Origin of the sequence: Achromobacter sp. JUb104 (assembly GCF_024806975.1) — a bacterium.
Taxonomy (GTDB): Bacteria; Pseudomonadota; Gammaproteobacteria; order Burkholderiales; family Burkholderiaceae_B; genus Achromobacter; species Achromobacter spanius.
In genome coordinates, this window is sequence record NZ_JANUEY010000003.1 from 1033261 (window position 1) to 1057092 (window position 23832).

Consider the following 23832-nt stretch of genomic DNA (forward strand, 5'->3'; position numbering starts at 1 on the left):
CGTGGCAACGCGACAGAAAGTCGCTCGGCGCACGAGCTACAAGCTCGTCGCGATACCGGGCTCGCCGAATCAACTTGTCCTCGGGCTCAAGTGGCGCACCGTCCTCGGGGAGGACCTGGAAAAACTTGCCCTCAAGACCGCCCGCAAAGCACGGGCAACGCACTTTGTGCAGAGTGATGCGCGCAGTTCGTCGGTCGGCTTGTTGGCTGCCAAAGGAAGCGAAACACGCGCAAAGAGCAGAACAACGCTTTTCTCTGGCGCCGCTGCTTTTGCACAGATGCATCGACATGGCACGCATATCGTTGCATGCACGCTTCCCGACCAATCCGTATGGTTGGCGGTGGTCATCGACGGGGTGGTGCAGACGGGCGGCGACACGATATTTCCCGACCAGGCCAAGGCAAAGAACGCCGTCGAAGAACTGACTGCGCGCTACCGGGAACACCAGGTCCACAGCAACTACATCACGCAAGCGCGCTTGTTCTCCTTGCAACAGCTCACTGCACATGTGAATGGACAGTCTGCTTTGCGCAGGGCGTCCTTTAGGCTGTCCATGGTGTCGCCCATCTGGTGGGTGCTCATAGCGGCGGTCGTCGCCTACGAGGCATGGGATTACGGATCCGCTTGGTGGGACGAACGGCAGGCGAAACTTCACGAAGACGCACAGGCGGAACAGCCCCATTTCGACGCCAATGCGCTATGGGAAAACGCCATCAGCGCCTGGGCGAAGTCGGTCAAGACTCAGGGCAGCACGGGCATGACCGAACTGCTCAATGTCATCCTGACGGTGCCAGTAGAACCCGGGCGGTGGCGGTTGGCGGAAGTCGACTGCCGACCAAGCACGGGGTCGTGCACCGCCACTTACCGCCGTACACGTCTAGCCGACAACCATACGCTGCGGGCGGCGCTGGCCGAATCGTTTCGCATCGTCCATCCGGATTTGGATACTGCTACCGCAACATGGCCACTTCCGAAGGCGCTCTCCGCGCCCACGATGCCGTTGCGGGACCTCCCGACTCCAGTGGCGATCCAGACAACCTGGGAACCGAGCTGGCAAGCGCTTCGACCCGCATTGCAAGACTTCACGCTGTCAAAACCGGCAAGCGTGCAGATCCTTGTGCCGAACATTAAGTTGCCCAACGGCCTGGAAGAACCTGTGCCAATGCCATCGGGCACGAAGCTACCCGCCAGCCGCGCGCTGGTGATCAATGCGCCCCTGCGCTCGCTCTATGGCCTGGCCTTGCCGACGACAACCCAGATAACGCAGCTGCATGTGCGTTACCAGCCGGACTCCGCACCGGGGCTTGCCGCGAGCGCGTTCTCGGCCACCTTGAAAGGAGATATCTATGTACTCGCGCCGTGAAACGTCGCTGCGCAATCGGCTTACCCTTTGTCTGACGGGCCTCGCCCTGGCGGCTGCCCTACCTGCCGGGGTATCGGCGCAATCCGACACTCTCTCCGTGGCGCCGGAAGCTCCCGCTGCACCGCCAAGCCACCTGGTTCGCGAACTGCTGGAGCATGACGCAAAACAGGCGCTCGCCATTGAACGCGAGAAGTCGAAGACTGCTCTTGCTGGCTCGCCACCCGCAGTGCCGTCCGTGACAGGAATCGCGCCGGCGGATGCGGAACAGGCTGCCGCGCCCTCAGCATCACCGCCGAAACAACACCTGGCGCGGCTAATTGCGATCGTGGGCGTTGGACGCCACCTCGCCGCTCATCTGCAACTGGACAACAGACAGGCCGTCTATCTGACCGGGAAGGCAGCTCCGGTCACAGGCGCTGGCCAGGGCATGCGTCTGCTGGAGATTTCTCCTCCCTGCGCAACGTTCCTGTCTCAAGCGGAAGAGACGTTCACCTATTGCCTAGACGAGAGGGCACCATGAAATTCAGCATTTTCCAATGGGCTCGGCGAATGACGCGTATGTTGCGCGTCGGGTTTCGGGAAGAAGAGCCGGCGCCTGTCCTTAGCATGTCGGTGACGCCAATCCAAACTGACGACTCTCCGGAAGGCCATCTTGACTCTTTCGAAGATGTGGAAAACATGCGTCCGGCCTTCGAACTTCTGCGCGTGGATTGGTGCGGCTCCGAAGCCGCTGCGAAAGCTTGCGTGGCAGAACTCGAAGGCAAGCGGTATGTGGTCTTCGTCAAGCAAGGGGAACAGGACTCCGATCTGTACCGTGCCGTCCTGCTACGTGCTCGGGAAGCCGCCGGGCGCGACAACGTGAACGTGTACACAGTCAATCCCGTCGTGCTGCTTGCCTTGGTCCGTGAGCGCATGCAAGCCAAGGACGTTAAGCAGCGCACATCCAGGACGCGCGCGCTTGGCGCACGCTCTGCGGTACGCGTGGGGTTCCATGATTTGTCCGCGTGGGGAATTCGTAACGGAGCGAGCGACATGCACCTGAACATTGACACCACGGCGGCCATCTCACATGTAAGCGCAACGATTGACGGGCAGTACACCACGCCCAAGCAACTGGCGATGCCGACCGAACGGCTCATTGAGATGGGAAACGTCGCATGGCTGGATGTCCACGGCGGCAACGGGCTATTCCTCGATATGACCAATGAACAGCAGGGTCGGCTTTACGAAGTTGTGGATGACCGCTCTTACATGCTTCGCTGGGGCTCATTTGTGGCAGACAAGGGACCCTCCATCACCCTTCGGATTCTGGACATGGATGCCAAAGTTGAGCCCGTGGACATGGAAACGCTGGGCTTTATGCCTTCGCACGTCGCGAAATTTGAACGATGCCTGCAAAGCCAGGGTGGCGCCATCGTGACGGGCGGTATTCCCGGATCGGGAAAAACCGTCACCAACGCCCAACTGATCGTGCGGTTGCCCGCAACACGCAAGGTCATGACGATCGAGGATCCCGTCGAACTGACTATCCCGCGCGCGTTGGCCGCCAGTGTCTCTCGCTCGCTTGATGGCTCGGACCGCGACACGATGCGGTCCAAGCTCATGGCACTGAAGCGGGCTGCCGCGAGCGACGTGTTTCTTGGCGAAATCCGCGATTCACTCACCGGATCAGCATTTCAGGACATCGTCTTGTCGGGAAGCAGTCTCTACACAACGACACACGTTGGCCACGCGCTCTCAATTCCGCAGCGATTTGCTTCCAGCGAGATCGGCGTTCCCCGAACAACCTTGGGCACGCCCGGCGTCCTGAAGCTGCTCTCACACCAAGCACTGATGCCTGTCACCTGCGATTGCGCACTGCCGGCAGCTTCACTGCTTGAAGGCGCAGCCGATCGGTTGGGAGTGCGCCGGACGCGGGATGACTGGGCCCGCTACATCGACGACATCGAAACCCTTTACGACTTCGGCAGCAGTCGCATCAAAGTTCGCAACCCGGACGGTTGTGAGAAATGTCGGATCAAGGGGATTCCGGAGCTGTTCGGGTACGCCGGTCGGACAGTTGTCGCGGAAATGTTCGAACCGTCGTCAGATCCAGAAGCGCTTCGTGCCATCAGCAGCGGCGATGAGCTACGGCTACGTGAGATTTACGCCGGTCACAGGACCGCCGCATATGACCACCCCGACATGGAAGGAAAGACCACCATGGACTGCGCTGTCTACAAGATGAGTCAAGGCTTGATCGATCCGCGGGACATTGAGCCGCATTTCCAAGCATTTGCCACGCTGCTTCGACAAAGCGAGCGGAAATGAAGCTGCCCTTCGCTCTGACACGGGCCGGCCAGGCCGCGCGCAAGTTTTCCCGCCAGCGGGCGGATTGGTACGAGTATCTGGCCGACATGACCGAGGACACGCAAGGCCAACGGACGATCCTCAATATCCTCGACAGTGACGCGCAGCGGTATGGGCGCAGTGCGCGGGGCATCCTCTCTGCCCACTGGGCGCACAAGATTGTCGAAACTGGCGAAATCGGCAAAACCCTACACGGCACACTACCTGCCAAGGAGGTTGCTGAATTTGTTTCTTTGCAACGCCAGGGCCAAGCCGTGCTGGCCAGCGGACTGCGGGATATGGCCAGCCTTGTGCGCTTGAACTCCAGACTGAAGACAATCCTCGTCACCACGCTCATGACTTCGGCCATGGCCATGGCGTTGTTATGGCTTGTGATCATGGTTGGAATCCCCTACTTCACCGCCCCGATGATTCTCGGATCGTTACCGGCGGCTCCACGTGCGTACCTGAGTCCATACAGCCTGGCATTCTTCGACCTCGCCGAATGGATACGCCAGAGCGGCGCTCGGGTTTGGGTGGGCACGCTCGTTGCGGGGATTGCGGTCCAACTGTCGTTCCCGTACCTCGACGGACCAATACGGAGATTTCTGGATCGCTGGGGTCCATACAGCCTCTACCGGGATGTCCAGGGCATTGGCGTTATCAGCACAGCGGCAACTGCGGTCAAGCCAAGGACCGGAAAGACGATGCAATTGCGCGAGGCAATCGAACTTCAATTCGACGGTGCCTCTCGTTGGCTGACCGGGCGTTTGCAGGCCATCCAAAATCGTCTTGAAGATTCAAGATCGGGCGCGCAAGTTTTCGATGTCGGGCTGATGGATCAAGAGACTTATTGGTATCTCGAAGATCTCACCAGCACCCTCGGCCTGGACATCGCTCTACAGAAGACCCGCCACAGGATGGAAACGGTCGTCCTCAAGCGCGTCGAAGCACGCGCGCAAGTACTGCGCTGGGTCATCTTGGGCTGCGCCTTGTTCGCAATGGCAGGCCTCTATGCCTGGCATCTGAGCGTTCTGAACGACATGCAGAACGCAGCCGTTCTCGACGCCATGAGCTAGTGCAAATCCAAACCATCACGCGTGCCCAAGCGGCAAAGATGTTCCATCACTTCAGCCTTTAAAAACCTGGAATTCATCATGAAGCACTTTTCCAAGCAACCTCGATCTTTCAAGAGCCACGCGGCCAGGCAACGCCTTCGCCAAGGCGGTTACACCATCGTAGAAGTCATCGCCGTGATCGCGATCATTGGCTTCCTGGTGATTATCAGCATGCCCGCCATCAAAGGCATTTTTGTTCAAGCCCGAGTTGGGCCGGCATCTGCCGAACTTCAACGCTTTATGACGGCGACCCGTTTGCTGGGCGAAGGCGATTCTGTAACGCCCTACGCAGCCATCAGCAACGCGTCGAACCTTGCGCCGGCCATGAGCGAGTCTTCGGTATTCAAAGTGAACGGTGCCACGGTGGCCCACCGACTGGGTGGCTCAGGCGCGGGTTCGAACGGCACGATCACTATCGGCCCTGTGGCTCTCGGGGGTGGCGCTGCCGGCAGCGGCTTTGGGCTGACGTTGACCAATGTGAACCACCGAGCGTGCCCAGGTCTTGCCACCACGTTGAACTCCGTGTCCGAGACGATCAGCGTGAACGGAACCGCAGCAAAAACGCTAGGTACGAACAACGAGCCAGGATCCTTCAATGCAGTCACGGCTCAAGACCTTTGCGTGAAGGGTGACAACAACACGTTCGTCTTCGCCACGCGATAAATCCGTAAACCCGCAATCCGGGCGAGGCGTTGCCTCGCCTGACATTGCATAGACGGCGAACCTGCCATGTGCCCTTCCGAAGTTACTGTGCCTCGATCAGTTCACCGCCAGGCCGGTTTTACGCTCATCGAGTTGATGGTCGTGCTCGCACTTCTCACCCTCGCCGTTGTCCTGAGTGGACCGTCACTAAAGCGGCAGGTTGACGCGACCGCTGCGGAATCCACCGGCCGCTACTTAGCGCAACTCCGCGGTGCAGTGGTCGACCTTCAGGTAAAGCACGAAGCTTGGATTCGCGGAGAGAATATCGCCAGCGCCCCAGCGGGCACCTACCCCCCGCCGCCAGCACTTAGCTGGGTCGCCGTCCCGGGAGCACAGGTCGCGCGAGGTGGTGTGGCAGATCTCGCAACGCTGGGCCTCCTACCACCTAGCACGCCCCGCTTTCCGTCCCTCGGGGAAACCGCCCGCTTCATCCTGGTCCGCGAAGGAACCTGCCCCGGCGACAGCTGCCGCACGGGCGCCTATGTATATACCTGCCAACCAATCAGCGATGTGCGTAGTCGTCGCCTCAATGACACCTGCACCGCACCGGCCGGTAAGGCGGCTCGGTTCAATCAAGTGCTGCTCAGCAAGGTGATGGCAGCGTCCGAAGGATTTGGCGGTCATGACGCCAACGGCGGGACCAATGTACGCGGCCCACTCATGAACATTCCACGCGGGTGGTTCGATTTCGGAGCGGAGCCCGGCCATGCAGTCCTGGCGGCCGGTCTAGGCGCCACGCCGTTCGGCCAGTTTGTTCGCCACGGAGAAACCAGACCGGTCACGTTCAACAACACCCTGACGGTGGCCGGTGCGATTCAGACCAACACGGGCCTCCTGCTCAACACGGCCGTTGCACCGGGCTCGGCGTGCACGCCGGAAGGGTTATACGCGTCTACCGCAAACAAGCTGCTTGCCGTCTGCACCGGTGGCGTGTGGTTCGCCCAAACCGGCCACGTCATTACCGGCACGTACGGCGATCTTCCCAACGACGCGGCAATCCCGGCTGTCACATGCCCGGCAGGTCTGTCGCCCTGGCGGCAAGTCGCTCTACAGGCGACCGACGCCACGGCACGCGGCAGCGACATCAATATCGGTGGCGCGATTGGCGGCAGCATCCAAGGCTCAGGCTACGTCAATGCAGCCGGTGCCGTTTCGGTCGGCGGTTCCTTCAGTGGCACATTTCAGAACTCTGGAAATAGCTACGTCCGCATGGCACAGCGCGCCAGCATCACCGGCGACCGGGTCGTGATTTCACCCCCAGACATGGGCGCCCGCGCGTCGGTGATTCAAGGCTGCAAGAACTAGCTCCTCCAGCAGGTCGTTCCCCCAGGCCGCATATCGAGCGGCAAATCTATCGGAGATATCCATGTTCCTTCCCTCCACGCGAGGACAGGGCCGGGCTTTGCTCGCCCTGCTGTTCGCGCTGCTCGTGCCCACGGTCAGCCAGGCGTCTACCCCGAAACAGGCAGACGTACAGTTGCAGACCGATCTGAATACGATGGTCGTGCGTGTCGACCAAGGTGCGCCGCTACCGCCAGGCGGCTGCGTCGGTGGCTACTCCTGGCACACGACCTACGGCGGGTGCCGAATCGCCCAGACGCAGGCCGAGTATTCGCAGTGCCCTGCCGGGTACACCGGCAATCAGGTCCGCTACAGGACCTACTACGTTCTACAAGCCAACGCGAACGATGTGGCCTACGAGGGATGGGGGCCGTGGCAAGACGGCTGCACGGCATCCCGCGCCGGCGGCGTACTCGATGTTGTGATCGCAAAGGCCCGTGGCAACGAAACCGGCGAGACTCTCGACAACAGTTTGGGAGGCACGATCGCCGCGCAGATGCAAGTCAACTACGGGACGATGTTCGGCGCCACCATCTATCGCCCGACCGCAGAACTGAACTGCATACACGCATCGGGCACCACATCAGGGGACACTACTCGAGTGTGGACGGGCCAGCTGATGCCGCCCGGCACATCCGTGACAAAAGGTGTTTCGGGCTACTGCCAGCTCTCCAACGGAAATCGGACCGCCACCTTATACGGTAGCTGCGACAGCAGTAGTGGCGGCGATGCCGACAACTGCCAGAGCGCGACTCGCGTGGTGAACATCACCTCCGTCAGCGGATGCACGGTCGCGACTGAAACTCGTCTGCATGGCCAGCTCATTGATGTCGGCAACTACGGTATCTGCAACTAAATCCAGGAGAACGCGTATGCGAACCCTTCGCCACTTGCTACTGCTGCTGGCGGTAACACTAACTCCGGTGGTCACGCCGGCCTATTCAGCCGGAGCCCCTAGGGTCGACCTCGGTGAGGTGCTGGACGGCGACAAGCGCTTGGCATGCGAAGCCATTCTTTGTCTGTCCAGCGGCACACGTCCAAGCGAGTGCGCGCCATCGCTTTCCCGGTACTTCGGCATCAGCATGAAGAAGCTATCCGACACCTTGGAAGCACGACGGGACTTTCTTTCGTTGTGCCCCGCTTCTGAAGACTCCAAGGAAATGAGCGATTTGGTGCGTGCCATTTCACAAGGTGCCGGCCGATGCGACGCCGCTGCGCTGAACGTCGCGCTTCGAACCTGGCGCGGCGGCAACGACGACGGCAGCCTCATCATCGGCAACAAACGCCCCGGCTATTGCAGCGTTTACGAGTCGCACGAATACACCGCCTTTGACGATGGTCTACCGCTTTACGTTGGGACGCCCGCCGACGGCGGTTACTGGGCGGAGCCACGGGACTACCAACACGAGCTTGCCAAGTACGAAAAGGCGCTTGCAGAACGCAAAGAGCGCGAGCAGAACGGCAAGGGGCCTGGCTTCGGCATGGTGGGGAACTGACCGATGGACTTCCCTACCCTCGCCAGGCAGTGTGCGCCCGACGTGCACATCAGTACGCTCAGCGCTGTGGTCCGTCACGAGTCCGCATTCAATCCTCTGGCCATTGGCGTCAACGCCAAGCCCCACGTAAGCATCCGCCCGAAGTCCAAGGAGGAAGCAATCCAGGCTGTGCGCGATCTGATGGCTAAAGGCGTGGATTTCGACGTCGGCTACGGCCAGATCAATGTGCGGAACTGGAAGTGGCTCGGTGTCACACCCGAGAGCATCTTCGACCCGTGCGTCAACCTCGCATCCGCCCAGCGCGTCCTCGTCGATTGCTACAAGCGAGCCGCCAAGCTGCACGGCCCCGGACAGAACGCGCTGTATGCGGCATTCAGTTGCTACAACACGGGCAACCTGACCTCGGGCTTCAGGAATGGGTATGTCGGCAAGGTCATCGCCGGCGCTGGCCTGGCTGTACCGGCCATCGTGAAGGAGGGCGGCGCGCCCGCCAATGCTGACACCAAGACGCGTAGCCCCCCGCGTCCGAAGCCGTCCAAACCCGATGCCTTTCAGAAGGCCCGCGACGACGCTTTTGTGGCGCCGCGCAAAGACGCATTCGAACCGCGCCCAGAAACCACATTCGGCAGGCCGATCCCAACGCCGTCCTCGCGCCTGCCGGCGCAGTAGAAGCGCACCCCTCGCCAGTGTTTAACAGCTAAACACCGGCCCTCTCATCTACCTCAACGAATGCCGCCCCGCTCATCAGCCGGGTGGCGTCACCCATTGGAGTTTCAAATGACCGCAGCATCCAGTATCTCCCCTGTCGACTCGCAGCCCAGGAGCTGCAGCACGCTTGTCGCCCTGGCATACGCGACCCTTGCATTGCTTCTCCTACTGCAACCGGAACTGGCGATGGCGCAGTTCGAGAAGGCCACCACTACCGTGCAGAAGGTCAAAGACTGGCTGTGGCTCATCATCCCCGTCATCGGCCTTGTTTCCGCCGGCATTATCGGCATCCTTTATTCGTTCGACGTGATTCGCAAGGAAACCGCCTATCAGTGGGCAGTGGGTATCGTCTTTTCCGGTGCCATCGCTGGCGGCATCATCAAGCTGGTCTTCGGTTGATGGCCACCTCGCCCAAGCAAAAGGCCAAAGCCCCAGCTGCAGCCGCCCCAGTTGCGGTGGGGTCAGAAGTGCCCCCCAACCGCTTCCCCCTTTTCAAGGGTGCCACCCGCGTCGCCACCGTCCCCGGGGGAGTGCCCACACGGGCATTTGCTGGACTGGTCTTTGTGACCGTCACCGCCGCTTCATTCACGCTGTGGGGCTGGCTGCTCTTTCCCGTCCTTTATCCGGTGATGGCCATTCTGAGCCGCCATGATGACCGCGCCTTCTGGATCTGGGAGCTTTGGGTAAAGACCAAGTTCTTGGCTAAGAACAAGCGCTTTTGGGGTGCGATATCCCTCACGCCAACACCCTACAGCCGGCGGCGCCCATGGGCCCGCTGGCTCGGAGTTCACGACCGATGAAACAACAATCCATCGTGACGCTGCCGGCGTATGAGCCGCCGGTCAGCACGTACGTTCCCTACTCGCACCACGTCACGCCCACCATCATCGCAACCCGCGACTGGGAGTACCTCTCGGTCTGGCGCATCGACGGGCGCACCTTTCAAGGCTACAGCGATGAGGAGCACTACCGCTGGGTCGAGGAGCTCAACAACGTGTTCCGGGGGTTCCCAACGGGATTCGGGATCTGGTCGCACCTTGTCCGTCGCAGGGTGTTCGAGTATCCCGAAAGCGACTATCCGGACCAGTTCTCCCGCGATCACGATGCTGCGTATCGCAAGGTCTTCGCCGGTAAGCCGCCGATGATCAATGAGATGTACTTGACCGTGCTGACACGGGCGCAGATCGATCCCGCTCTGCGCTTGCTGTCTAACTTTGAAAGGCGAACGGCGCGCTCGGCGCTTGCGTGGCAGAACCAGGCGATCGAACAGCTCGATGACGTCAACCGCAAACTTCGCGGGTCGCTCAAGCTCTATTCACCGGAGCTGCTAACCATTGTCGAGCGGGAGTCTCCGCACGACAAGGGCGGCGAGGAGTCTCCGCACGACATGAGCGGCGAGGAGGCGCCGCGCCGGAAATCGCGGTTCTCGGAACCTGCCGAATTCCTCGGCTTTCTGCTCAACGGCAAGATGCAGCCGGTGCCGCTGGTGAACGCGCGCCTGTACAACTATCTGCCCACCAGTCGTCAGTTCTTCTCCACGCACGGCGAACTCGCCGAGATGCGGGGGCCTGACTGGACACGTCGCTACGTGATGCTGGAACTTCGGGAGTACTCCAACAACACCAAAGCCGGCCACCTGAACTGCCTGCTCAACCAGCCGCACGAGTTTGTGCTGTCGCAGTCCTTTGGCGCGATGTCAAAGCCCGATGGGCTGAAGGCGCTGTCTCGCCAAATCAAGTGGCTGGAAGACTCTGGCGACTACTCCGCGTCCCAGATCGAAGATCTGAAGAAGGCCCGCGACGAACTGGCCGCAGGCCGCTTCGTCATGGGTGACCACCACGCCACTATCCAGGTGTTCGGTGATGACAGCGACGGGGCCCTTCGGGCGGCCGCGAGTATCAGCGGCGCGCTGGCTGACGAAGAAATCATCGGTCGTCTGTGTGATCGCTCATCCTTGGCCGCGTGGGCCGCCCAGTTCCCGGGCAACTGGAAATGGCGCCCTCGCCCGGCGCCGATCACCTCGCTGAATTTCCTGAGCTTCTCCTCGATGCACAACTACCTCTTCGGAAAGCCGGCGGGCAATCCATGGGGGCCGGCGGTCACGATGCTGAAGACGACGGGCGGCACGCCTTACTACTTGAACTTTCACGCCTCGCTTCAGGACGTTGACGAAACCGGCAAACGCCGCCTCGGGAACACGTCCATCATCGGCCAGTCCGGCGCCGGCAAGACGGTCCTCTTGGGTCATCTCATCACCCAGGCACGCAAGTTCGACTACACGGGCATCGTGTTCGACAAGGATCGCGGCATGCAGGTGACCGTCATGGCGATGGGCGGCAAGTATTTCCCGCTGCGCCTGGGCGTGATAACCGGCTGGAACTACCTGCAACTGCCTGACACCGCTTCAAACGTCGCGTTCATGGCCAGCATGACGAAGCTGTTGGGGGCAAACGGGGACGAGGCGGCCAGTCCCTCCGAGCAGAAGCAAATCGCCATGGCCGTCAACCAGCTTGTGAAGCACATCGACCTGGAGGATCGCTGCCTGTCCAACCTGGTTAATTTTCTCCCCGCCGCGCCTGCACCTGAAGGTCAGCTGAGCCTGAAGGAGCGCCTCAAACGCTGGTGCGCGGGCGGCGAGTATGGCTGGTTGTTCGACAACCCCAAAGACGAACTTGACCTGGCGGCTAACAACCTCTTTGGCTTTGACTTGACGGAGTTCCTCGAGCAAGGCCCCGTCCGTGACGCAGCAATAACGTACTTGCTTTACCGAACGGACCAGATGATGGACGGGCGGCGAATCGCCCTCTTCTTTGACGAAGTTCAGCACCCTCTGAAAGTGCCCTACTTCCAGGCGTCGATGCAGGATGCCAGCCGCACGGTTCGTAAGAAAAACGGCGTCCTGGTCTTCGCGACGCAGGAGCCCGCCGCGATCCTGGAGAACCCTGTAGGTCGCTCGCTTATTCAGCAGTCCGCGACCGCCATGTTTCTCGAGAATCCCAAGGCCACTGCCGAGGACTACGTCGACGGATTCAAGCTGTCTCCCGCTGTCTTCAAGATGGTCAAGGATCTGCCGCCGTTCAGCCGCCAGTTCGTCGTCAAACAAAACGAGTCTGCCGTCACGGCCGAACTGGACCTCGCCTCATGTCCCGAGGCGCTGCTGGTGTTCTCCGGATCCGAAGACCTGGCCGAAATCGCCGAAGCGGCAGTTGCCAAGCATGGTGACGACCCCGCCCTCTGGTTGCCCCATTACCTCAAGCTCGCCCAAGAGGCGACAAGGAGCTGATCATGTCCCAGACGCACACCCCCAACCACCGCCCGAACCGCGCCCGGCGCGCACGGTTTACCGCATTCCTGGCTGCTGTCCTTCTCTCCAACTCCCTGACGCCTGTCCATGCAAGTGGCATTCCGGTAGTGGATGCCGCCAGCATCGCGGACCGTGCCATCAAGCACGTCGAAACGCTGGCTAAGTACGCTGAGCAAATCGCCGTCCTCAGGGACCAACTCGAAAGTCAGAAGCGACAGCTCGAAGCGCTCACGGGCACGCGTAATCTCGGCGATATCCTGAACAACCCGGCGATCCGCGATGCGCTGCCGGCAGATGCCCGGGATATTCTTCGCGCCTCCAACGGAGGTCTGCGTGGAATCTCGGACGTTGTAGAGCGCATTGAGCGCGAGGAACGGTTAACTGGCAACTACGAACAGGACAAAAAGAACTTGGACGCCCGCGCCGACAAGCTCGCCGTTCGCAGCCAGGCGATGATGGAGCAGACCCAGAAGGCAATGACTGCACGCGTCAAGCAGGTGGACCAGCTCCAGGCCAAAATCAATCAGGCCCAGGATCCGAAGGCCATCGCTGACCTGCAGGCCCGGCTGCTCGTCGAGCAGGCAAACATCCAGGCCGACCAAACCCGGGCGGACATGCTCACCCGCCAGATTGAGGCCGAGCAAGCCCTGATGGAGCAGCAAGCCGAAAAGCTGGCCGATAGCTCCTTCAGCCTTAGTGCAATCCGCGCACCGCTTCCTGGAGCGAGATAATGGCCACCACCGCGGTCAGTCTGGCCAGTCTGGGTGGGATCGCAAACTGGATCGACCAGTCGGTGACTAAGATGCTAACGAGCGTCATCACGCCAATGGTCGCGTCCATCACCGCGAAGCTATTGCCGTTCGTGTCGGTTGGCCTGTCTGTTGCGCTTGTCTGGTACGGTTGGCTCATCTGCGCCGGGGCGATCCAGACTCCCGTCCTACATGCGTGTCGGCGGGTCTTCAATATAGCGATCATCGTGTCCATCGCCGGCACCGGGGGGCTATACCAAAAGGAGATTGTCGGTGTAATGCTCGACTTACCCACCTCCGTGGCCCAGCTGTTCACGGGCACCGTAAAAACCCCATCCGAAATGATGGACGACGCAGCGAACAATGGCGCAGAAATCGGCACACGGTTGCAGGAGCGCGCACCAAGCGGTCTGAAGAAAATCGCGCAGGCCTTTGTCTTCGTGGTTGTCTCGGTCATCATCACCATTATCTCAGCGGTCATGAGCGCGATCGGGATGCTAGTGCTGATCACGGTAAAAGTTGGGATGGGCTTAGTCGTCGTACTCGGGCCGCTTTGCATATTGGCGCTGCTGTTCGAACCGACCAAGCAGTTCTTCCACAGCTGGCTCGGCCAGGCCCTCTACTATGCTATTTACGCAGGCCTTTTTATGGTCGTTTTCATGTTCATCATGGGAATGTTCGGACAACTCCAGCAAGGGTTAATCGATCTATCGAAAGCGGACCAGATCAATATATTTTCCATGCTCACGGCTATCGTGTTCTTCATGATGTGCTCCAAATTCATGCTAGAACAGGTCTCAGTGGTGGCTACCAAAATAACTGGCAGCGGCGCCGGCGGCGGAATTGCAGTTCCCTTCATTGGGAAGATTGGCTAATATTGAGTTTCAAATCGCCGCCCTCCCTGACAAGCACAATAATTCGAGGATATAGATGGATCCTTTAAAGCCGCTGGGAAAGGCCCTTTCTCAGAACCCCTTGATGAGCACGGATGTGCCGCTATCGGTGCCGCCCGGTGTTGCGCCCGATCAGCCGATATCAGCTTTCCAATGGATGAGCCTTGCCAAGGCGACTTGGACTTGGATTCTCCGTCCGTTGTGGTATCTCTGCTTCAAGTGGCCGTCTCAATTGTTCCTGATTGGAATGTCAACGCCCCGCTCAAAGAGCAATTGGGATTGGCGCCGGGAGCATGACCACCAGCAGGGCATGAAGATGACCGAGGCTATGACTCGGGACATGCGCCAAGAGCGTTAAAGCTTCCCAAAGCATCATTAGTAGGCCGGTCGGGACGCGACAGTGTCCAGACCCTGTAAATGGCACAGCAATCGCTGTGCCTTTCTCATTGCGCTGCGCAGTAGCCAGCCGTCTCTGATTTAAATCCCCTCATCTCTCCGGAGAAAAGATGAAGCTCGCCATTTCGGCCGCGCTCGCCGCGGCTCGCCCATTTGCGCCCGTACGAAACGTGCGGCGCCTCCGTCCCGTCCACCAATCGGAGGACCAACATGTCCTTTGAAGACCCGAAGCTTTCGCTTCAGCAAGAGCTGGACAGAAACCGGAGCCTAGACCAGGACTTCCTGACGGAGGTCCTTTCATCCAGAGCGAAAGCATGGCGCGTCGCAGTAGGTGCATTCGTGCTGGCGTTCCTGGCGGTCGGCGCCGTGGCCTTACTGATGCTGAGCTACACGCCCCAGCCGCCTTACGTCGTGCGCGTCAACGATGCGACAGGCGAGGTCGAAAACGTATCCCAGCTCGGCGACGCACAGGAGGACTATGGCCCTCGGATCGCGCGCTACTTCGTCACTCAGTACGTGTTGTCTTGCGAAGGCTACGACTGGCGCACCCTGCAGAACATGTACGACCGCTGCGGACTGTTCAGCTCGCCGGACGTGCAACAGCAGTACCACGCCAAGTTCGAAGACGACCCCAGGACCGGACGGGAAGCCCTGGACAAGAAGTATGGGGAGCACACACGCCTGGTCATCAACGTGCGGTCGATCACTCCGGGACCCAACCAGACCGCCACGGTCCGGTTTACGCGCAGCGAGATGGGCCCCCAGCGCTCACCAAACACTGAGCAGTTCATCGCCACCATCGCCTACAGGTTTGTCAACGCGCCGATGCCGGAAAGCGTGATCCGTGACAACCCGTTGGGCTTTCAAGTCATTTCCTACTCGACCGCTGTCGAAACGCTGAGGTAATCGTCATGCAAAAAGCACAGATCAACGAACTCGCCCGCCGCCTCGAAGATGCAGGGCGCATGAGCAACGCAGAGCGCACGGCACTGTTGCGCGACATCGAACGGTACGCGAAGAGCGATCTCTACGGCGCCGCGCGCCTCTGCAAGGACCATCTTCACAAGGACGCGAACCTTCGTCTTCCCACACCTGTCTTGGCTGCCGATCGTATCGGCAAGCACTTTGAAGAGCGCATCCGCGAAGCGCGTCGGCCCGTGGAGCTGTACGGCGAGCAAGACCGGCAAATCCGTCAGCCGGAAGATGGGCGCGAGTACAAGGGTCCGATCGTAGGCACAACGCCAAACTGCTTGATCCAGCGTGACAACGAAACGGGGGACCTCATCGTCCATGCCCGCAACACGCTGAACCGATCCTTTGAGATGACCGGCCAGGAAGCGGCGCTCGCCATCAGCTACCCCTTCAAGGCGGTAGGCGGCGTGGGCCTGGTGCGCGACGCTGACCACGACAAGCAGGCGGGGATGGGGATGGACCATCAACGTACGCACGAGTCGGCGCGCCAACGTGAAAGCAACCTCGAGATGGGACACGCCCGATGAACATCCGCTTCAGGCCTTTGGCCGTGGCGGTGCTGTCGGTCGCGCTTTGCGCGGCCGCAGCGCCTGCCTGGTCGCTCGACCGACCTGCAGCTTCGCCCAAGGATCAGCGAATCCGCTGGACGGACTATGACGCCGCCGACGTCATTCAGGTCGATACAACGCTTGGTGTGGCCACTCAAGTCCAACTGAACGATGATGAGGACTACGTGACGCACGCCTTTGGCGATTCGGCGGCGTACGACTTCCAGCAAGTGGGCAAGCACCTCTTGCTCAAGCCCATCGTCGAGCAAGCCGACACCAACCTCCTTTACATCACCACCAAGCGAAACTACTCGTTCCTGCTGAAGTATGAAAAGGCGCGTAAGAGCGGCGGCGTCTTTCGCGTGGTACTGCGCTATCCCGAACTGGAGCAGGCAAAGTCTGCGGCCCAGGAGGAGCGCGAGCGCGTGCAGCGCGATCTGGCCACCGCCGACGTCGCGATCAACTGGCAGGCCTATTCGATGAGCGGCGACACCAGCCTGGCGCCGGTCGCCGCATGGGATGACGGCGCGCAGACATGGCTTCGGTTTGCTCCTGGCCAGGATCTGCCTGCGATCTATTTCGTAGACGCTGACGGCCAGGAAGTGATCGTGAACCGGCATATGGAGGACGAGCAAACTGTCGTGCTTCATCGGGTCGCTAAGCGCTGGCATCTGCGTATCGGTAACCAGGTCTTGGCCGTCTACAACGACGGGGCGCCCGTCACACGCAGTCTGGCCACCGGTACCGTCTCGCCACAGGTCGAGCGCGTCATTCGCGAGGAAACTGCGCCATGAATCTCTTCAAAAGGCGAAAAAAACCCGGTCAAACCATAGACGCGGTGGCGGAGATCGAAGAGCACCAGGCGCAGATCGGGGGCCGCGGCCGCCCGGACCTGTCGGGTACTGCAAGGCCGATGCAACAGGGTGCGAAGGCCTTCATGTGGCTCATCACGTTGATGGCGCTGATGGTGATCGCCACGATGGGTTGGCGAGCATTCAATACGCCTTCCGCCGAAGAGGCCGCGCCGGCGATGCAAGCCAAGATCGAGAACGTGCTTCCCGGTCTGAAGCTCCGCCCCGATCCCCCCCCCCCGCCAGCCCCGCCAGAGCCGCCTGAATCGGCGCCCAAGGTGCCCGCGCCGGAAGGCAAGACAGAGCAGAAAGGCACGCTTTCAAACCTGGCAGAGACCGTTGCTGCCGATGCCGTCACACAACGGCGCCTTAGCAGCGGGCTGCGAAACACCAAGGGAGAGGGGGGCCAGTCCTCTGCTCAGCAAAGCTCATCCCAGCCGGAGCCTCGCGAAGCGGACAGCGGCCCGATGGCCGGCAAGCTTACCCCTATGAAGCTCTCCGCTTCTCGGGCTGGCCTGGTTGGCAATCGAGACATGTTGATCACGCAAGGATCAATGATCGATTGTGTGCAGGAAACCAAGCTCGTGACTGCGCAGGCGGGCATGCTCAGCTGCTTTGCGCCGCACGATATCCGCTCGACGAGCGGCCGCGTGGTCCTGATCGACAAGGGGACGCGATTCATCGGCTATCAGCAAGGTGTCTTGGCACAAGGCCAGCCGCGTGTCGGCGTAGTGTGGTCACGTCTCGAAACTCCCAAGGGCGTCGTCATCCAGCTGGATTCTCCGGGCACGGGCCCCCTGGGTGAGGCAGGCTTGGATGGCTTCATCGATACGCACTTCGCTGAGCGATTCGGCGGGGCCATCATGGTCAGCTTGATCAGCGATTTGGGTACGTGGGCAACTTCGCGTGGCAGCAGCGACAACAGCCAGGTCCAGTTCAATACCACGGGCGAGGCGGCCACAAACGCAGTAACCACCGTGCTCGACAACACCATCAACATCCCGCCGACGCTTTACCGCAACCAGGGCGGCCGGCTGGGAATTTATGTCGCTCGAGATCTGGACTTCAGCTCGGTCTACACGCTCAGATCCGTCGCGCGGTAGCAGCGCGGTCGCGCGCCGCTAATGACGCCTCGCGCACAGACACCTCTTACTCGACCAAGCGCCTGGCCCCCTGACCATTCGGTCGCGGGGCCAGCGTTCATTGACTAGGCATCCCATGAAAGATTCCCACAACACATCGCCCATCGACTCGGACGGCCGTGACACGGCGTTACGCCAGATGATGCGACCCATCTCCGGCTACATGGCAGATGACGCCGTCCGCGAGATCACCATTACGCGGCCCGGCGTGATCTTTACGCGCTCTCACGGGCAATGGCACGAACGCCATGATCCGAAGCTGACGTTCAGCTTCCTGGAAGCGCTGGTGTCGGCCATGGCCAGCTATAACAACGTCAACTTCAGCCCCATCATGTCGCTGCTATTGCCCGACGGTGAGCGCGCTCAGGTGGCCCAGCCGCCGGCCGTGATCGACGGCTCGCTTTCGATCAACATTCGCAAGCACAGCAGCGTCGTGAAGACCTTGGACGAGCTGGCCGCCGAAGGCGCCTTTGCTAACTGGGTCGATGTGAGCGGCCCCATGGGTAGCGCCGACAATCTGACCGAGCACGACAAGGAATTGCTCGACCTCATGAAGGCAGGGGACATCCTTCAGTTTCTTCGACGCGCAGTCATTCAATGCCGCAACATCATTGTCGCGGGCAAGACCGGCTCAGGAAAGACGACGTTTGCACGCAGTCTCATTGACTGCGTGCCGTTCTTCGAACGGCTCTTGACCATCGAGGATGTGCACGAACTCTTCCTGCCAAACCATCCCAACCGCGTGCACATGATCTACGGCAAAGGTGCTGGCCGGATGTCGGCCACAGAGTGCATCGAGGCCACCATGCGCAGCTCGCCCGATCGGATCTTTCTGTCCGAACTGCGCGGCCCCGAAGCGTGGGACTACCTGAACGCTTTGAACACAGGCCACCCTGGATCAGTGACGACCACCCACGCTAACAGTGCGCGCGATACGTTTGAGCGCGTTGCGCTTCTCGTGAAACAGTCCGCGGCCGGCAACCAGATGGATATCGACACGATTCGGCGCTACCTTTTTTCCACGCTGGACATTTCGCTGTACTTCGCCAACTACAAGCTCACTCAGGTCTATTTCAACCCTGGGCGCGTGCAATGAGCACGCTTGTAGAAGTCGAACTTCCGTTTATATCGCCGGTAGGACTGCCAGGTGTTCTGCGGCTCCGCCACGAATGCAGCAAGGGAAACACGGCACTCCTTTCCATGGAGTGCCGTGAGATGCTTGGCGGGCCGATTGGATCCGCACCTCTTACCACTGCCGACATGCACCGGCTTGTAGACGGGTTGATGGACGCGATCCACGCCATCGAACGACAAGAGCGGCTGTAAATCAAATTTGGCCGCCGGCGGCCGACCGCAGCGTCCCGCCGTCAATTCCTCCCGGAGACTTCCATGACCCGAGCGAACCGCCAACGCGGCGCGCAGGAAGCACGCACCCGCATGGCTTACAAGATCATGCAAAGCGTCTTCGAACGCTGCCGCGCCGAAGGCCTCAGCGCCGAACAAACCCACCAAGCAATCAAGGACGCCTACCCCTGGGGTGAGCGCCGCGCGTGGCCATACAAGGCCTGGCTGATGGCCCGCCGCGAATTCTATGAAGCACACGGCCTGCCCCTGCGGGCACGCCGCACCATCGCTGAATCACTGGAGACGGACTCGTGACCGGCACGCTGTACCAGCAAGACCCATTACCCGGTAATAACTCGCAGCAACGCAAGGGGCGAACATGAGCGTCGAAGCATCCAAATGGGCCAGAATGGCCGACGTCCAGAAATCCTCATCCAAGCTCGTGTTGCTGAACCTGGCACAGCTCGTTCGTTACGATGCCGACCACTGGACAGTTTTCGCATCGATCGACTACCTGGCCAAGGTCACACATCTAAATCGCAAGACGGTCATCGAAGCCCTTGGCCGCCTTCGCGACTTGGGCGCGATCCAGGACACAGGGCGACGTGCAGGCGACAACCGTAGCAGCATCATTTATCGCTTGTGCCCGAATGCGGTCCCTCTGATCGACCTTGCGGCTACGGGCGCCGTCGCTGGCGGCGAATCGCAGGCAGCGCAGCAAGACCTGGCGCTGCAGGACGGCTTTGAGGTCGGCGATGAAAACGCGCCGCCGGTATCTCTAGCCGACGACGGCGAGACGAATGCCAACCCAAGCGGACCGTCAGAGCGGGGTGGGGCCACAGTTGACGAGTCGCTGTCTCTTCCCAAGGGGGACGCACCTTCGCCGCACTGCGGCGGGACGGACGGGAGTTTTCATTCAGTGGGCGAATCAACCGAAGCAACGGGGGCTGGCTTCGCAGCTGCATGCTTTCCCACTTCCCCTGCCGCAGGGCACAGGCCTGCCAGCAAGGCGCCCAGGGGAGCCAAGCGAAAGGGCCGAAAGCGCCCGCCCGAAGCGCGCGGTGCCGGCGCTGGCCCGACCAGACTTCCAGCGAGCTGGAGCCTGCCGGAACAGTGGCGAAGTTGGACGCAGCAGCAGCGGCCGCTTTGGACGCAGGAGAAGATCGACGCCATGGCCGCCACCTTCAGCGCCTACATGCGGTCCAGGCCCGGAGAACTGGGCATGTCACCCGACTGGTTCGAGTCATGGCGGCTCTGGGTTTTCCGGGAACGCGACGCCGGAGAGACGGCGGGCATGGCCTGGCAGAACAGTTGGACCGGCATCGTGGCCACCGGCAAGAAGCTCGGCGTTGACCAGGCTCCGAACGAGCCGCCGCCCCATTTCAAGGCGCGCGTATTCCTCGCCGCCGGACTCGTGCCGTCCCATTAAAAGTTGTCCACAGCCTGGACCCATATCGGGACCAGTCCCAGTTTCGGGCCTAGTCCGAAAAGTGTTTTTGCCCGTCCCAATTGGTTCGTTCGCCAGTACCGAAAACGGCTTTTTGCCAGTACCGAAAACGGTACCCAATAGGTATATATAGGTTTTATAGGTTTTAGAGAGAGTCGCGCGCGAGGCGCTGGCTCGTCGCGAGCGCCGATCCGCCTACCCTCCGGTCGCTACGCTCCCTCCGCCCCGCCGCCTGCGGCGCCGGCCTGAACCCCTTAGCTTCAGTCCCCCTCCCCGCCGGCGCAATGCGCCGCCAGGCGGGGGAAAGGCATCCCCCCGGGCGTCGCGGACCGTTGGCCTCGCCCCGCCCCGAGCGCCCCGCCCTCCTGCTGAACACCGTCAACGCCACACCACCGCTGCAGCCCTCCGAGGCTGCGCCGGTGTCTGCCGTGCGGGAGAAAAGGTCCGTCCCCTTCCCGGCGAATCCGCCGGGTGGGGATCGGCAGGCCCCAAAAGCGCGGGGGCTGCTGCCCCCCTGGCCGGCCGCCTGGCGGCGTCCGCGCTTCCGACCCCCCGGGGAACCGCAACGGTTCCCCCGCGCCCGCTCACGGGCGCGGCTCCCCCTCCTTCAACCCCTGGTTCTCCAGCCGGAGGGGTGCCACCGCCAGCGTCAACTTAACCCCACGACAGTGCGCGGCCTGGACCGTTTCGCACCATCACACACCCGAGGAAATCTCATGAAAATCTCCGACTGGAAAACCAAAGTCCAGGCGCTATTTCGCCCTGGCAGGCACGATCACGCGCCCCTTTCAAACGGCCCGCGTACCCTCGCCGCCAGCGCCGACCGCAAGCCGGTCGGAATCACGGTCATCAGCACAGGCGAGCGATTCGTACATGCCCCCTCGCTCGAGGACGCCGTCGTCGATCCGCGCTACTTTTCGCCCGACCCGTATCACGACGACCCGTATCACGACGACCTGGAACGCGCCGCGGCCGAGGCGCTCAAGCGCTGGGACGGAAAGTCAGTGCGCGACATCGACACGGAGCGCTTTTACGACCATCCGCATCTCGAGACGCACACGGAGCTGCAGGGCAGCGTGCCCAAGCAGGCACGCGCCGAGCGCTGGAACCCTGCGCCGCAAGACCATGGCTATCGGTCCAGCATCACGGTGCTGGCCGTCGACCGGCTTGGCGAGGCGCTCGTCAAGGAATACGTGGTCGATGATGCTCGCGATGCTGAAGGCTGGTCCTATACCGTCATGTCCACCGACCGAACCGCACAGCTCCTACGGGATTACGACGCCGCCGCAGATCTGACGCTCGGCGCAGCCGAACGCCACCAAATCCGAACCGAACACGTGCAGGCCCCCATCATCGGGGCGACTTATCGCGGGGAGATTGTCTCCATCGAGGGCGACACGGCCTATCAGAGAGCCGGGCAAGGAAGGCCAATCGCCCACTGGCTCGGAGCATTGGCCGTCAGGAACCCGCAGCAGTACGTGGGCAAGGAAGTCGAAATTAGCTATCCCTGCGGCAAGCTCGGCCTTCTGCGCCAGGTCGATCCCCTTGCACTCGGAGCGACGGGTTTGCAGAAGCCGGGCGCTGAGAAGTCCGCAGGCGGCTTCGAGCGCTAACCCGGCCTGCCGCGCAATCTACCGAACCTGGTGAACTCGCCTCCATGCAACAGAATCACGCACCGCCTGCGAATAAAGCGGAGATCGTTCAGCAGCTAAACACGCTGGATGCCACCGACCAGCGCGCGCGGTTTCGCGCGCTCCTGCCGTTGATAGACCAGCTCGTACGACGAGGGGTCACCCACGCCAAGATCGTTGAAACGCTGATCAACGCTGGCGTACCCGTGACCATCCTGTCGCTGCGGCAGGCCCTTTACCGATGGCGTAAGCGGACCGGGCCTATGCCAATCGACGAGAACCGGGCTGACATCCGTTCAACGCCCGGCACTGCAGCAGATCTGCCCGCCGCAGTCCCCGTCACCAGTACCTCGTCGACGAGCGGCATCAATAGCAAAGCCGACCTCGTTCGGCTTAGCCGAGCTTCAGATCCCATTGACCTCAACGAACTGGCCGAACTCGGCCGAAAAAAATAGGAAACCCGCATGAAAATCGCAACCGTCAACTATTCCGGCTCCGTCGGCAAAACCGTCACGACCAGCCACCTGCTGGCGCCCCGCATTCCGGAAGCCGAAATCATCGCCGTTGAGTCGACCAACGAAAGCGCGGCTGATCTTGGTCTGGATGTCGAACAGATGCGTGGAGGACAGTTCGGCCGCCTTTTTCGCAAACTGCTCATGGCAGAAGCTGCAATCGTCGACGTCGGTGCCTCCAACATTGAGGACTTCCTGGCGGAGCTGGTGAAGTACGACCAGGCGCATCTCGAGATCGACTACTACGTGCTGCCCGTGGTCACTTCCGGTAAAGCGCAGCGGGAAACGATCAAAACGATCCAGGTTCTCGCGCAGATGGGTGTGCCGGCGGACCGCGTACGCGTGCTCTTCAATCGCGTCGATTCCGACGTGCGTGAGGAGTTCGCCGCCATCTTCGGATACGCCCTGCAGTCCGGGGATTTCCGCGCCAATCCTGAGGCCGCGATCTTTGAGAACGAGGTGTTCGATCTGCTGGCCAACAAGCGCACCACGATCAAAGAGATCCTCGCTGACCCGCGCGACTACCGTCAGGAGTTGCGCCAAGCTGATCGTGACGACGTGAAACTCGTCAGCCATCTCAGCGACATGCACGCCCTACAGTCGCTGGCGCGTCCTGTTGACCGGCAGTTGAACAAGGCATTCGACGCCCTCTTCATGTAGGAATCACAGTGACCGCAATACCGCCCGAAAGCCCGGCCTCCTCCTCTGCTATCCCCCGCAGCAGGATGGAGCTTTTATACCGCGACATGCTGCAGGAGAGCGCTCAACTTGTCGGACTAATGGAGCAGCTGACAGCACGGCAGGAGGGACTCGCCCAGGCTATGCAAGCCCTGCCCGCCACCGTGCGCCAAGCAGGCATGGAAGCGGCGGTCAATGCCGGTGGCCAAGCTGCCCGCTCACTTCTTGAGGCAAGCCGCACACTGGCAAAGTCGACCTCAGACGCACGGATCGCGACGCGCGTTGCAACCCGAGCGTTGCCCGCAGCCG

At 61.2% G+C, this 23832-nt stretch carries 24 protein-coding genes and 1 pseudogene; all 25 read left to right on the plus strand.

The window, feature by feature from the left end:
- Nucleotide 1 precedes the first annotated feature (1 nt).
- The 25 genes and pseudogenes from M2361_RS25110 to stbB all read left to right on the plus strand — a co-directional run bounded on the left by M2361_RS25110 (nt 2) and on the right by stbB (nt 23505).
- Nucleotides 2-1363: a type 4b pilus protein PilO2 gene (locus M2361_RS25110; RefSeq protein WP_259252502.1), complete on the plus strand. Its 1362-nt coding sequence runs from the start codon at nt 2-4 to the stop codon at nt 1361-1363.
- The gene (locus tag M2361_RS25115; RefSeq protein ID WP_259252503.1) at nt 1347-1883 is read left to right on the plus strand and encodes a hypothetical protein; all 537 of its coding nucleotides are present in this window, start codon (nt 1347-1349) and stop codon (nt 1881-1883) included. Before M2361_RS25110 ends, M2361_RS25115 begins: the two co-directional genes overlap by 17 nt.
- Complete coding sequence (locus M2361_RS25120; protein WP_259252504.1) at nt 1880-3673, plus strand: ATPase, T2SS/T4P/T4SS family; 1794 nt, start codon at nt 1880-1882, stop codon at nt 3671-3673. Before M2361_RS25115 ends, M2361_RS25120 begins: the two co-directional genes overlap by 4 nt.
- Nucleotides 3670-4770: a hypothetical protein gene (locus M2361_RS25125; RefSeq protein WP_259252505.1), complete on the plus strand. Its 1101-nt coding sequence runs from the start codon at nt 3670-3672 to the stop codon at nt 4768-4770. The genes M2361_RS25120 and M2361_RS25125 overlap by 4 nt, the downstream gene beginning before the upstream one ends.
- A 78-nt stretch (nt 4771-4848) precedes the next feature.
- Nucleotides 4849-5472 carry a type II secretion system protein gene (locus tag M2361_RS25130; RefSeq protein ID WP_259252506.1) on the plus strand — a complete coding sequence of 208 codons (624 nt, stop codon included), beginning with the start codon at nt 4849-4851 and terminating at the stop codon, nt 5470-5472.
- Nucleotides 5473-5538: 66 nt separating this feature from the next.
- Nucleotides 5539-5640: pseudogene (locus tag M2361_RS29080) on the plus strand (prepilin-type N-terminal cleavage/methylation domain-containing protein); the annotation flags it as partial.
- A gap of 222 nt (nt 5641-5862) precedes the next feature.
- The gene (locus tag M2361_RS25135) at nt 5863-6816 is read left to right on the plus strand and encodes a hypothetical protein (RefSeq protein ID WP_259252507.1); all 954 of its coding nucleotides are present in this window, start codon (nt 5863-5865) and stop codon (nt 6814-6816) included.
- Nucleotides 6817-6877: 61 nt separating this feature from the next.
- Nucleotides 6878-7708, plus strand: coding sequence for a hypothetical protein (locus tag M2361_RS25140; RefSeq protein ID WP_259252508.1), 831 nt, complete (start codon nt 6878-6880; stop codon nt 7706-7708).
- 16 nt (nt 7709-7724) lie between these two features.
- The gene (locus tag M2361_RS25145; RefSeq protein ID WP_259252509.1) at nt 7725-8348 is read left to right on the plus strand and encodes a TrbM/KikA/MpfK family conjugal transfer protein; all 624 of its coding nucleotides are present in this window, start codon (nt 7725-7727) and stop codon (nt 8346-8348) included.
- A 3-nt stretch (nt 8349-8351) separates the two neighbouring features.
- Nucleotides 8352-9017, plus strand: a complete 666-nt coding sequence (locus M2361_RS25150; protein ID WP_259252510.1) for a lytic transglycosylase domain-containing protein — start codon at nt 8352-8354, stop codon at nt 9015-9017.
- Nucleotides 9018-9125: 108 nt separating this feature from the next.
- Entirely contained in the window at nt 9126-9455 is a 330-nt protein-coding gene (locus tag M2361_RS25155) for a TrbC/VirB2 family protein (RefSeq protein WP_259252511.1), read from the plus strand.
- Nucleotides 9455-9856 (plus strand): type IV secretion system protein VirB3, encoded by a 402-nt coding sequence (locus M2361_RS25160; protein ID WP_259252512.1) that lies wholly within the window; start codon nt 9455-9457, stop codon nt 9854-9856. The genes M2361_RS25155 and M2361_RS25160 overlap by 1 nt, the downstream gene beginning before the upstream one ends.
- The gene (locus M2361_RS25165; protein WP_259252513.1) at nt 9853-12339 is read left to right on the plus strand and encodes a VirB4 family type IV secretion/conjugal transfer ATPase; all 2487 of its coding nucleotides are present in this window, start codon (nt 9853-9855) and stop codon (nt 12337-12339) included. The genes M2361_RS25160 and M2361_RS25165 overlap by 4 nt, the downstream gene beginning before the upstream one ends.
- 2 nt (nt 12340-12341) lie before the next feature.
- On the plus strand, nt 12342-13091 hold the full coding sequence (gene virB5 / locus M2361_RS25170) for a P-type DNA transfer protein VirB5 (protein ID WP_259252514.1): 750 nt from the start codon (nt 12342-12344) through the stop codon (nt 13089-13091).
- On the plus strand, nt 13091-13984 hold the full coding sequence (locus tag M2361_RS25175; RefSeq protein ID WP_127183532.1) for a type IV secretion system protein: 894 nt from the start codon (nt 13091-13093) through the stop codon (nt 13982-13984). The genes virB5 and M2361_RS25175 overlap by 1 nt, the downstream gene beginning before the upstream one ends.
- A gap of 624 nt (nt 13985-14608) precedes the next feature.
- Nucleotides 14609-15304, plus strand: coding sequence for a virB8 family protein (locus tag M2361_RS25180; RefSeq protein ID WP_259252515.1), 696 nt, complete (start codon nt 14609-14611; stop codon nt 15302-15304).
- Between the two features lie 5 nt (nt 15305-15309).
- Nucleotides 15310-15897: a hypothetical protein gene (locus M2361_RS25185; RefSeq protein WP_120156626.1), complete on the plus strand. Its 588-nt coding sequence runs from the start codon at nt 15310-15312 to the stop codon at nt 15895-15897.
- Nucleotides 15894-16712, plus strand: a complete 819-nt coding sequence (locus tag M2361_RS25190; RefSeq protein ID WP_259252516.1) for a TrbG/VirB9 family P-type conjugative transfer protein — start codon at nt 15894-15896, stop codon at nt 16710-16712. The genes M2361_RS25185 and M2361_RS25190 overlap by 4 nt, the downstream gene beginning before the upstream one ends.
- On the plus strand, nt 16709-17872 hold the full coding sequence (gene virB10, locus M2361_RS25195; RefSeq protein WP_259252517.1) for a type IV secretion system protein VirB10: 1164 nt from the start codon (nt 16709-16711) through the stop codon (nt 17870-17872). The genes M2361_RS25190 and virB10 overlap by 4 nt, the downstream gene beginning before the upstream one ends.
- A gap of 115 nt (nt 17873-17987) precedes the next feature.
- The gene (gene virB11, locus M2361_RS25200) at nt 17988-19007 is read left to right on the plus strand and encodes a P-type DNA transfer ATPase VirB11 (RefSeq protein ID WP_259252518.1); all 1020 of its coding nucleotides are present in this window, start codon (nt 17988-17990) and stop codon (nt 19005-19007) included.
- Nucleotides 19008-19300: 293 nt separating this feature from the next.
- Entirely contained in the window at nt 19301-19570 is a 270-nt protein-coding gene (locus M2361_RS25205) for a hypothetical protein (RefSeq protein ID WP_046804256.1), read from the plus strand.
- 64 nt (nt 19571-19634) lie between these two features.
- Complete coding sequence (locus tag M2361_RS25210; RefSeq protein WP_259252519.1) at nt 19635-20684, plus strand: helix-turn-helix domain-containing protein; 1050 nt, start codon at nt 19635-19637, stop codon at nt 20682-20684.
- 734 nt (nt 20685-21418) lie between these two features.
- The gene (locus M2361_RS25215; RefSeq protein ID WP_259252520.1) at nt 21419-22315 is read left to right on the plus strand and encodes a hypothetical protein; all 897 of its coding nucleotides are present in this window, start codon (nt 21419-21421) and stop codon (nt 22313-22315) included.
- A gap of 44 nt (nt 22316-22359) precedes the next feature.
- Entirely contained in the window at nt 22360-22788 is a 429-nt protein-coding gene (locus M2361_RS25220) for a hypothetical protein (protein ID WP_259252521.1), read from the plus strand.
- 9 nt (nt 22789-22797) lie between these two features.
- A complete protein-coding gene (stbB, locus tag M2361_RS25225) occupies nt 22798-23505 on the plus strand; it encodes a StbB family protein (protein ID WP_259252522.1) in 708 nt (235 codons plus the stop codon).
- The last annotated feature ends 327 nt before the right edge of the window (nt 23506-23832 follow it).